We start from the raw sequence: 10,265 nt of genomic DNA, 5'->3' as shown, positions 1-10,265 counted from the left end.
TCAGGAAAAACAGCGCGAGCCACGTCAGCGGCAAAATAACAACAATGCGCTTTCCAAATCGTGCCATGAAAGCGCCCATCGCCTAATCCTCTAGCATGATCACATCAGCAGGGTCAAAATGCACAAAGCCCTTTTCTTCCCATTCCAGCGGTGTCTTTTCACGCTGGCCATGTGTTTGTTGCAGTTTGAATAGCAAGCCATCATCGCGTTTAACCCGATAATTTGAGGCAACGCCCAGATAGGCAATATCTTCAATAATGACCATGCTTTCATTCTGCTGGCCAGTTTTGGTTCGGGTGAGATGAATTTTTTCTGGCCGTATCGCAAGCGTTACCGTCGCGCCAAGTTTGGGCGCAATTCGATCTGACTTGGGATCCAGATATACCACTGTCGGACAGGCACCATCGACATGTAGAAAGGCACCGTCAATTTTTGTAACGGTGCCTGTAATAAAGGTAGCTGTACCCAGAAAGTTGGCCACAAAGCTGTTTTTTGGCCGCTCATATAAAACCCGTGGCGCGTCAACCTGTTCCAAACAGCCCTGATCCATAATACCAATCCGGGTGGCCAATGTCATGGCTTCTTCCTGATCGTGCGTCACAACAATAAAGGTCGTTCCCAGCTTTTCCTGAATATCAACAAGCTCAAACTGGGTGTCTTCGCGTAACTTCTTATCGAGTGCCGCCAAAGGTTCATCAAGCAACAGCAACTTCGGCTGACGCGCCAAAGCACGTGCCAGGGCAACACGTTGGCGCTGACCACCTGACAATTTATGAGGTTTGCGCGATGCAAGCCCATCAAGCCGGACAAGCTTGATTAAACTATCAACACGGGCATCCAGCTCGGCACCTTGCATTCCTGCACGGCGCAAACCATAAGCTATATTACTGGCAACTGTCATATGCGGAAACAGCGCATAGCTTTGAAACATCATATTTACGGGTCGGTCAGCTGGCGACACATCAGCCATGTCCTGACCATCAATTTCAATGCGCCCAGACGTTGGGGTTTCAAACCCAGCAAGCATGCGCAATAAAGTGGATTTTCCGCATCCCGATGCACCTAGCAGGCAAAATAATTCCCCTTGCTCGATATCAAGCGACAGGTCATTCACGGCATTTACGTCCGCAAAATTTTTAGTGACATTCTGAAGGCGGATAAAAGGAGCCATCGACAGATTTTGTCCTGTTCTAAACGTATGAATCTCGCTGACCACCCATATCGATTCAATATGACTGGTCAGTTCAGATTATAAATAGCCAGCAGCCTGTTATCAGCCACCTGATGCAAAGCGTGACCAGACACGATTTACCACTCGGTCAAGTTTGGCGTCGTAAACCGGAATAACAAACAGATTCTTCTGCGCCTCAGTTGAAGGATAAATACCCGGATGTTCCAGAATTTCCGGATCAATTTCCGCATTAGCTGCCGCATTACCACTAGCATACCAGACATAGTTCACATTGGCCGCCGCCACATCAGCCCGCATCATATAATCGATGAATGTATAAGCGTTATCCAGATTTTTGGCATCCGCCGGAATCGCCAATATGTCAAACCACATATTTGTCCCTTCGGATGGAATGACATAATTGATAACATGCCCATTTTCAGCTTCTTCGGCGCGTGCTGCGGCCTGAAACGCATCACCTGACCACATAATCGCCGCACATAAATCGCCATTAGCCATGTCATTGATTGACTGGCTGGAATGAATATAGCGCAAATGTGGCTGTATCGCATTCAAGACGTCACCTGCCGCTTCAAAATCAGCTTTGTTTTTGCTTGTGCCGTCCTTGCCAAGATAGGCGATGACATTTGGCAAAACATCGGTTGGCGCATCCAGAACGGCGATTCCACAATCTTCAAGCTTGGACGCATATTTCGGATCAAGAATCAGACTCCAGCTATCGGTTGGCGCATCTTCACCAAGCCGGTCAGCAATCATCTTTTCATTATAGGCAATACCTGTTGTGCCCCACATATAGACTAGGCCTGCTGTTTCCGAACCCATCGCTTGATTTGCTAGGCCTTGAATTTGCGGATCCTGATTATCCGCATTTTTCAGACGCGATAGATCCATATCCTGATACACGCCTGCTTCACGGCCACGCACCAGAAAATCAGCTGTTGGCACAACCAGATCATAGCCAGACGAACCTGCCATCATCTTGGCATCCAGAACCTCATTCGAGTCATACATGTCATAGGTAACGTCGATACCGGTTTCGGCCTCAAAATTGGCAATCGTTTCTTCGCCAATATAATCCGACCAATTATAAATATTAAGTGATCCACTTGCAAAAGCCGGCGTTGATACCGCCATGGCTATTACACAGATAAAAGACAGTTTTTTCATCATCAGCTCCCTTATTATGATTAAAGACCGATATGCGCATTAAATTAAATGGTTGCAAAATTAATGGCAGTCTTAGATGTAATCCTAACCACTTTAGCTGTAACAATTCAACCAACTTGATCGTCATCAGTTCCGAAATCCTAAACCTGATCAAGATAGCTAAAATATTCAAATGGTGAAATTTGTTGCTGAAATTCTCTATATTCCTGTTTCTTGCAATCAACAAACATCTGCTGGCAGGTAGCTGGCAAAAGGCTGTGTATGATAGGGCTAGTTTCAAACCTTTCGATTGCTGCCTGCCAATTATCAGGTAAACGCGGCAAATCATGCGCATAGGCATTGTCGGTAATTGGCGATCCGGGGTCTGTTTTTTCCTGCATACCTTGCATAGCAGTCGCCAAAATGATAGCCAGCATAAGATAGGGGTTGCTATCCGCACCTGCAACACGGTGTTCAATCCGCCGCGCCGTGCCAGGCCCATGCGGCACACGCACAGCCACAGTACGATTTTCGTAACCCCAACAGATCACTACTGGCGCATGCATTTCCAGCGCCAACCGGCGATAGGAATTGAGATGGGGCGCAAAAACCAACATTGAATCAGCCATATGCGCCAGCAATCCCCCAATGGCAAAGCGCATCATATCACTTCCCGACGCGCCCCCATCGTCGAACAGATTACGACCTTCATCATCCAGCAAGCTGATATGCACATGCAAACCACTTCCCGGACGTTCGGCATAAGGTTTGGCCATAAAGCTGGCTGCCATGCCATGTTGGCGCGCTACATATTTGGCAATATGTTTGAACAGCATTGCATCATCAGCCACTTTCAGCAGATCACTTTGATGCGCCAGCGTCACTTCAAACTGGCCACAACCGCTTTCACTGGTAGCTGTGTCAACCGCAACATCCTGGGCCGCGCATGCCGCATAAAGGTCAGTCAGAAAAGCGTCGTAATCATCAAGCTCATCAACCGCCAGCACCGCATCACGAATCGGTTTGGCACCATTCATTGGCGATGATGGCGTAACCGGAATATCAGATGGTGCTTTACGCGCCGACGCAAGATAGAATTCCAGTTCGACACCTGCAACTGGCGTTATCCCTTTGCGTCGATAGCTATCAAGGATAGACACCAGCACATTGCGGGCATCACCCATAAAGGGCGTACCATCCTCACTATAAAGCCCAAGCGGCAGGGTCGCTGCTTGCTTGCCCGTCTTGATATCGGTAGTTGGTAAAGGGCCACGCTTTGTCCACACACAGGTGCCATCCGCATCACCTGTGGCAAACACCCATTTGCTATTTTCAATATCACGACCCCATATATCGACATTCGCGGTCGAAAGTGGCATCCGCATACCGCCAGACACAATTTTTTTCAGTTGTGAAACAGGCAGGCGTTTCCCTCGCATAACCCCATTCAGATCATAGATAACCGCGCGTAAACTCTCTATGTCTGGATGCGTCTTTTGCCAGGCGGCATAATCAAATTCATCCATTATCCATCCACTTCACATGAAGCCAATCGTATTATGGTTACGTTTTTACGTCATGTTAGCCAGCTGGGGCAAGAAAGCGTTCGGGAAAATCGCTAATCACCGATGTCAGCCCTGCCTCAATCAAGGGCTGGACAACAACTGGATCATTGGCGGTATAAATCCGGCAATCAAGCCCCGCCGCCTTTACCGCCCGAACATCATCTGGGGTAATCCGGCGGTAATTCAGATGAATGGCCTGAAGACCAAGCTTATCATTATAGTCGGCCCAGTCAGATGGCAAAGCTTCATCAAGTAAAACCAATGGTGCGTCGGCCATGATAGTGCGCATGGATTCCAAAAACGGGCGTGAAAAGCTGCTGATAAGATAATCATCAAGTCTGGTCCGGCTCATCACCTTGGCCAGTGTCGTGGCAAGCGCATGGGCAAAGGCAAGATGTTCATCATGATGAATTTTGACATCCAATATCGGCATTTTTGCATGGCGCCCCAACAGGACAAGCACATCCTGCAACAGCGGTATCTTTTGTCCGGCAAATTCATCCCCAAACCATGCGCCTGCATCGCATCCGTCAAGATCACCCAGCACAAGATCCTGAAGGCGCTCGGAGCCGCGCACAGTCCGGCCAAATTGGGCATCATGATGTATCACGGGGCTACCGTCACCAAGCATGGAAATATCAAATTCAACACTGCCAACCGCCATGCCACAGGCTTTTTCCAGTGCAATCATTGTATTTTCCGGAGCTGTTCCAGATGCCCCACGATGCGCACAAACCTGTTCAGGGCGCAGATATGGAACGGGGTTATCGTAAACGGACATCTAGCCAGTCCTGTAATTGATAGAGCTTGCCCATGATCGGCAGGAACCATGGTTGCCCATTATAAAATGGAAAGAATGATAATTTTCGATCTTCAAAAACGCTTTTGCTATTAGCAGTACCAGCAAGCCGCATACCAAGCCTGTGCCCAAGCCAGCTCATCATGACAACCCCACTACCATGACACCCAACAGCATGATAGACGCCCTTCTGGCTTTCGCCGATATGCGGCACCCCATCCATCGTATAGGCAACATATCCCCACCAGCCATGACTGAGACGGATATTGGCCAGGTCGGGAAATACGCTTGTCAGCCCCTTATGCAACATGCGCGCACCTGCATAGGGATCATGCGCCAGATAATGCGCACGACCACCAAACAGTATCCGCGTCCGGTCAGGTGATGGCCGAAAATAATATAAAAGCCGTTTAGTATCAGCAATCATGCGCAAATTGGGAAAGCGCGCTTTTATCTCATCCGTGCCAAGTGGTTCCGTTGCAATCTGATAGGATGGCACAGGCACAATACGTCTTTTCAACCATGGTTCCAGTCCACCTGTATAGCCGTTAGTCGTGATCAGCACATTTTCGGCCTGCACCTCACCAGCACTTGTTTCTATAAATAGCTGGCCATCACGTCGGTTGATTTTGCCTGCCCGCACATGCCCCACAATTGTGACACCTGCTTTCTGCGCAACCTTTAACACACCATCATAAAGTTTTCCGGGATGTACCGCACCTGACCGTTGCAGAACCATCCCACCATGATAATAATCCGAAGCTATTTCCTGATGTGTATCTTCGGGCGCTACAATAAAGGCATCTGCCGCCGTTAAATCATTAAGCCGGTCCAGCCGTCCTACCAGTTTTTTCAGCGCTGATTTGGAATGTGCGCCAATAAAGCGTCCACATTGCTGATATACAGCATCAATCTTTTCCGCTTTTATAAATTCGGCAAGCCAACTGTAGGATTGCGATGCTTCATCAAGCATCGCGCTTTCAAGGTCTTGATCAAGCTTCACATGTTTACCAACATTCACGCCTGACGAAATCATCCCGCCATTGCGCGTTGATGCGCCATAACCGATATGTTCAGCATCAACGACCAGTACATCCGATCCGGCACGCGCCAACACAATGGCGGCATGCAGACCAGCATAGCCTGCGCCAACAATCAGAATATCCGTCTTTGAAGGTACATGCGGTGCGTCAGTGCTTTCTTGAGCACCAAAATCAATCTCATCCCACCAATAGGGCTGCGGTTTGAATTTGTCGCTCAATATATCCATTAGCCTGTCCAGCCCAGCTCAACCTGTTTTTGAAATGCCCGTGCCGCATTGCGCATAAGCATCGCCACTGTAACTGGCCCGACACCACCTGGCACAGGCGTAATCCAGCTTGCAATATTGGCGACGGCGTCGGTATCAGCATCACCTACGATCTTTGAATTACCATCTTCGTCAACAATCTGATTAATGCCAATATCAATAACCGCGGCACCTGGCTTGACCATATCAGCTTTCAAAAAATTCGGAATGCCAACAGCCACCAGCACAGCATCAGCACGGCGCGTATGCGCAGCGACTGATCGCGTCATATGGTGGCATACAGTTACTGTCGCCCCTTCGGCCATCAGCATAAAGGCAGCTGGCTTGCCAACAATTTCTGAATGACCAACCATCACCACTTCCAAACCTTTCAGGTCAAGACCGGTTGCCCTTATCATCTCAACCGAGGCTGCTGCTGTACAGGGTGCCAGCGCCGTTTCGTTATAGACGATGTTACCAATCGACGCTGGGTTCATGCCCTCAACATCTTTTAGTGGATGAATCGCCGATTGCAGAGAACGCACATTGATATGCTTTGGAACTGGTCGCTGCAAAATAACACCCAGCACATCTGGATCATCATTCATTTCGACCAGTCGTTTTTTGCATTCTTCCTGTGTCAAATCGGCTGGCCAATGTTGCTCGGCAAAAGGCAAGCCCACCGATGCGGCGGCACGCGACTGACCACGGATATAGACAGCAATCTCTTCCACATCACCAATACCTACTGATACAAGTCGTCCGGTTGGCCGTTTTTTTGAGAGTTTTTCAATATCGGTGGCGGCATCATCTAGAATAGTCTGGCGAACATGCTTTCCGTACAATAGTCGGGCATCATCTGACATGGATCTTGAAACCTTTTACTTTAAATATGACAGGTCATTAAAAACGATCTGAACGTTGGCACAAATCTGTCACTTAACGCATTTAAATTCAAATAAATTACATGAATAAGCTAAGAAAAAATTCAGCCGCATGCCACCTTGCTTCAAAGTGCATGATTTTCAAAAATATGGCGCTCATAGCATGAGCCTATCGCCGCTTTACACTATAGACCATTCTCGTTATAAACGCGGCGGTTTGCATGTCATCCGGGGGAGGCCATAGGCAAACTATCTATTTATCTTTCTAAGCAAGAGGATCTATTCATGCTTACCACTGCAATTTTGCCAATCAGCCTGGGTGTTCTGGGCTTGATAGCGGCGCTACTGATCTATCTCAGAATCCTGCAGACTCCAGCTGGAGAAGGCAGAGTTAAAGAAATCGCCGATGAAATCCATCTAGGTGCCATGGTTTTTATGGCCAGCGAATATAAGCGGCTCGCCATTTTCTGTGTGATCTGTATCGTTGCGCTTTATTTCGGATTAGGCTGGCAAACAGCCGCCTCATTCACTCTTGGTGCTCTTTGTTCAGGTGTCGCAGGATACATAGGCATGTATTCAGCAACCAAAGCTAACGTACGTACGGCTGTTGCTGCCAATACAAAAGGCGCCGCAGAAGCACTGAACGTTGCTTTCTTTGGTGGCTCGATCATGGGTCTGACCGTTGCCTCTATGGGTCTGTTTGGTGTCGGCATCTTGTATTATTACTTCGCCGGTGACATTAAAACGATCCATGCCATCGAAGGCTTTGCTATGGGTGGCTCATCAGTTGCCCTGTTTAGCCGTGTTGGTGGTGGTATCTTTACCAAAAGTGCTGATGTCGGCGCTGACCTTGTTGGCAAGGTTGAAGCAGGCATCCCTGAGGACGATCCTCGCAACCCTGCAGTTATCGCCGATAACGTGGGTGACAATGTTGGTGACGTTGCCGGTATGGGGTCTGATATCTTTGAATCATATTGTGGTTCGATGATTGCTTCGATTGCGCTGGCCGCTTCAATGTCATTGGCCACCGTTGACAGTCTCGGTGGTGACCGTGCCGTTCTTCAATTCATGCCGCTGGCACTAGCCTCAGCTGGTCTGCTTTGTTCGCTTGCTGGTATTCTGGCAGTGAAAATGTTCTCAGGCAAAAGCCCTGACGTTGCCTTGCGCTTTGGCACCATTGGTTCGTCGGTTGTCTTTATCGCCGTAGCCTATTACGTGGTAACGGCAATGGGGGCAAGCGTTGGCGTTTGGTCAGCTGTTCTGGTTGGCGCGATTGGTGGTATCATCGTTGGTTTGGTGACCGAATATTACACAGGCGGTGCGCCTGTTCGTAAGATCGCCAAAGACGGTGAGACAGGTCCAGCAACAATCATGATCTCTGGCCTGGCTCTTGGCATGCAGTCAGTTGCCATTCCGGTTTTGACAATTGCCGCAATCATCTTTTTTGCGAACATGTCTGCAGGTCTTTACGGTGTTGGTCTAGCGGCCGTTGGCATGTTGTCAACAGTTGGCATTACCATGGCAATTGATGCCTATGGGCCTGTTGCTGACAATGCGGGCGGTATTGCAGAAATGGCTGAACTGGGTCCTGAGACACGTAAAATCACTGACTCATTGGATGAAGTTGGTAATACAACCGCCGCGATCGGTAAAGGTTTTGCCATCAGTGCCGCGGCGCTTGCCGCCCTTGCGCTGATCAGTGCCTATATCGAGAAAATCTCGGCAAGCATGGACGGGTTTGTCCTAGCAATTAACGATCCGCTGGTTCTATGCGGTATGTTCATTGGTGGTATCTTCCCATTCCTGGTTAGCGCTATGACCATGACAGCTGTTGGTGACGCCGCGTTTGACATGATTCAGGAAGTGCGTCGCCAATTCCGCGAAATTCCTGGTCTGCTGGAAGGCAAAGCCAAGCCCGATACAGCGCGTTGTGTTGATATTGCAACCCGCGCTGCTTTGCGGAAAATGATTCTACCTGGCGCGCTTGCTGTACTGGCACCTGTGGTCATCGGCTTCGGCCTTGGACCAAAGGCGCTTGGCGGCATGCTTGGCGGGGCTTTGATCTGCTGTGTGATGATGGCTTTGATGATGGCCAACGCTGGTGGTGCTTGGGACAATGCCAAGAAATATGTCGAAAAAGGCAATCTTGGTGGCAAAGGGTCTGATGTCCATAAGGCCACTGTTGTGGGCGACACCGTTGGTGATCCGCTGAAAGACACATCTGGTCCAGCCATGAACATTCTGATCAATGTGATGGCAATTGTCAGCTTGGTGATTGCACCGCTTCTGGTCTGATCACCTTATTCAATCAAAATAAAACCGGCATATATCATCTGATATGTGCCGGTTTTTTATATAAAGATGTTTAAAAGAAAAATGCCTAATCCTTGCCTGCGATAACCGCCAGTGCAATCGAAGCAAGCCGCGCCGCCGGAGGGTCTGAACGGCTCGTCAACACAATTGGTACAGCACCGCCTAGCACCAATCCAGCCGCCAATCCGCCAGCACACCAAACCAATGATTTGAACAATACATTCCCAGCCACAATGTCGGGCACAACAAGCGCATCTGCCATGCCTGCCACAGCCAACACAGCCGCGTCCGCATCCAGCTTTTTCATCGCCACCGCATCTGGCGAGATCGACAGATCAAACGATAATGGCCCGGCATAATCTGCCTGGTCGTCTTGCGCCTGTGCCGCCTTGGCAATAGCCAGCGCATCACCACTTGACGGCACCGCGTCCAGCACCGATTCGGTTGCTGACAGAACCGCCACCTTGGGGCGTTTCTGGCCTAATTTACGCACCAGATCGGCCATCAGCAAAGCTGCTTCGGTACGGGTGTCAATATCTGGCGCAACATTCACCGCCGCATCGCTGATCAGCAAGGCGCGCCCTCCAGATGGTGGCAACATCGCAAACACATGCACAAGCCGTTTGCCAATACGGATACCGGCATCACGCTTGACGATACCGCCCATAAAGACATCCGTATGTAATTGACCTTTGATCAGGCCTGTTGCGCTGCCATTTTGAATCAATTTGATAGCGGCATCGATAGCACCCTTTTCGCCTGTACTTTCAACTATCTCAATACCATCAAGATCCCAACCAAGTGCGTGCGCATCATGAGCGATTATATCTGGCTCACCTACCAGAATGGGGCGTATCAACTTGGCCGCATGCGCCTGCCAAGCGGTTTGAAGAACTGCATCACCTATCGCCCGCACAAACACAAAGCTGGGCGGCGTGCCCGTTGTAGCGCGCGCCAGCAGATCAGGTGGGCAGTCACCTTTCGCATCTGACAAAAACGCACTAGGCGCAATATTTTGGGGCGGGCTGGTTTGGGAGAAACTCATTTCAGTCTCACTTATCCCCGCGTCACGTACGCG

Annotated in this window: 8 protein-coding genes; 1 reads left to right on the top strand and 7 read right to left on the bottom strand. The window is 49.5% G+C overall.

What is annotated here, in order from left to right; translation table 11 throughout:
* Positions 1–82: 82 nt before the first annotated feature.
* The 6 genes from ABNT28_RS02040 to ABNT28_RS02015 all read right to left on the bottom strand — a co-directional run bounded on the left by ABNT28_RS02040 (position 83) and on the right by ABNT28_RS02015 (position 6,856).
* Positions 83–1,171, bottom strand: coding sequence for an ABC transporter ATP-binding protein (locus ABNT28_RS02040; protein WP_332924355.1), 1,089 nt, complete (start codon positions 1,169–1,171; stop codon positions 83–85).
* Between the two features lie 102 nt (positions 1,172–1,273).
* Positions 1,274–2,359, bottom strand: a complete 1,086-nt coding sequence (locus tag ABNT28_RS02035; protein WP_332924354.1) for an extracellular solute-binding protein — start codon at positions 2,357–2,359, stop codon at positions 1,274–1,276.
* 140 nt (positions 2,360–2,499) lie between these two features.
* The gene (locus tag ABNT28_RS02030) at positions 2,500–3,864 is read right to left on the bottom strand and encodes a glutamine synthetase family protein (RefSeq protein ID WP_348720936.1); all 1,365 of its coding nucleotides are present in this window, start codon (positions 3,862–3,864) and stop codon (positions 2,500–2,502) included.
* A 55-nt stretch (positions 3,865–3,919) separates the two neighbouring features.
* A complete protein-coding gene (locus ABNT28_RS02025; RefSeq protein ID WP_348720935.1) occupies positions 3,920–4,684 on the bottom strand; it encodes a glycerophosphodiester phosphodiesterase family protein in 765 nt (254 codons plus the stop codon).
* Positions 4,668–5,972 (bottom strand): FAD-dependent oxidoreductase, encoded by a 1,305-nt coding sequence (locus tag ABNT28_RS02020; RefSeq protein WP_332923813.1) that lies wholly within the window; start codon positions 5,970–5,972, stop codon positions 4,668–4,670. Before ABNT28_RS02020 ends, ABNT28_RS02025 begins: the two co-directional genes overlap by 17 nt.
* Entirely contained in the window at positions 5,972–6,856 is an 885-nt protein-coding gene (locus ABNT28_RS02015) for a bifunctional 5,10-methylenetetrahydrofolate dehydrogenase/5,10-methenyltetrahydrofolate cyclohydrolase (protein WP_332923812.1), read from the bottom strand. Before ABNT28_RS02015 ends, ABNT28_RS02020 begins: the two co-directional genes overlap by 1 nt.
* Before the next feature lie 303 nt (positions 6,857–7,159).
* Between ABNT28_RS02015 and ABNT28_RS02010 the strand changes: the two genes are divergently transcribed.
* The gene (locus ABNT28_RS02010; protein ID WP_332923811.1) at positions 7,160–9,169 is read left to right on the top strand and encodes a sodium-translocating pyrophosphatase; all 2,010 of its coding nucleotides are present in this window, start codon (positions 7,160–7,162) and stop codon (positions 9,167–9,169) included.
* Positions 9,170–9,254: 85 nt separating this feature from the next.
* Here the strand turns inward: ABNT28_RS02010 and ABNT28_RS02005 are convergent, their stop codons facing one another.
* Complete coding sequence (locus tag ABNT28_RS02005) at positions 9,255–10,232, bottom strand: phosphate acyltransferase (RefSeq protein WP_348720934.1); 978 nt, start codon at positions 10,230–10,232, stop codon at positions 9,255–9,257.
* Positions 10,233–10,265 lie beyond the last annotated feature (33 nt).

Source organism: uncultured Candidatus Puniceispirillum sp. (assembly GCF_963979125.1).
In the GTDB taxonomy this organism is placed as follows: domain Bacteria; phylum Pseudomonadota; class Alphaproteobacteria; order Puniceispirillales; family Puniceispirillaceae; genus Puniceispirillum.
Note: the sequence above shows the minus strand (reverse complement) of the source record. Positions and strands in the feature narration are given on the sequence as shown.

Bases quoted from the DNA above. Each gene is read 5' to 3' on its own strand.
- ABNT28_RS02040 (WP_332924355.1), bottom strand. From the start codon at position 1,171: ATGGCTCCTTTTATCCGCCTTCAGAATGTCACTAAAAATTTTGCGGAC.
- ABNT28_RS02035 (WP_332924354.1), bottom strand. From the start codon at position 2,359: ATGAAAAAACTGTCTTTTATCTGTGTAATAGCCATGGCGGTATCAACG.
- ABNT28_RS02030 (WP_348720936.1), bottom strand. From the start codon at position 3,864: ATGGATGAATTTGATTATGCCGCCTGGCAAAAGACGCATCCAGACATA.
- ABNT28_RS02025 (WP_348720935.1), bottom strand. From the start codon at position 4,684: ATGTCCGTTTACGATAACCCCGTTCCATATCTGCGCCCTGAACAGGTT.
- ABNT28_RS02020 (WP_332923813.1), bottom strand. From the start codon at position 5,972: ATGGATATATTGAGCGACAAATTCAAACCGCAGCCCTATTGGTGGGAT.
- ABNT28_RS02015 (WP_332923812.1), bottom strand. From the start codon at position 6,856: ATGTCAGATGATGCCCGACTATTGTACGGAAAGCATGTTCGCCAGACT.
- ABNT28_RS02010 (WP_332923811.1), top strand. From the start codon at position 7,160: ATGCTTACCACTGCAATTTTGCCAATCAGCCTGGGTGTTCTGGGCTTG.
- ABNT28_RS02005 (WP_348720934.1), bottom strand. From the start codon at position 10,232: ATGAGTTTCTCCCAAACCAGCCCGCCCCAAAATATTGCGCCTAGTGCG.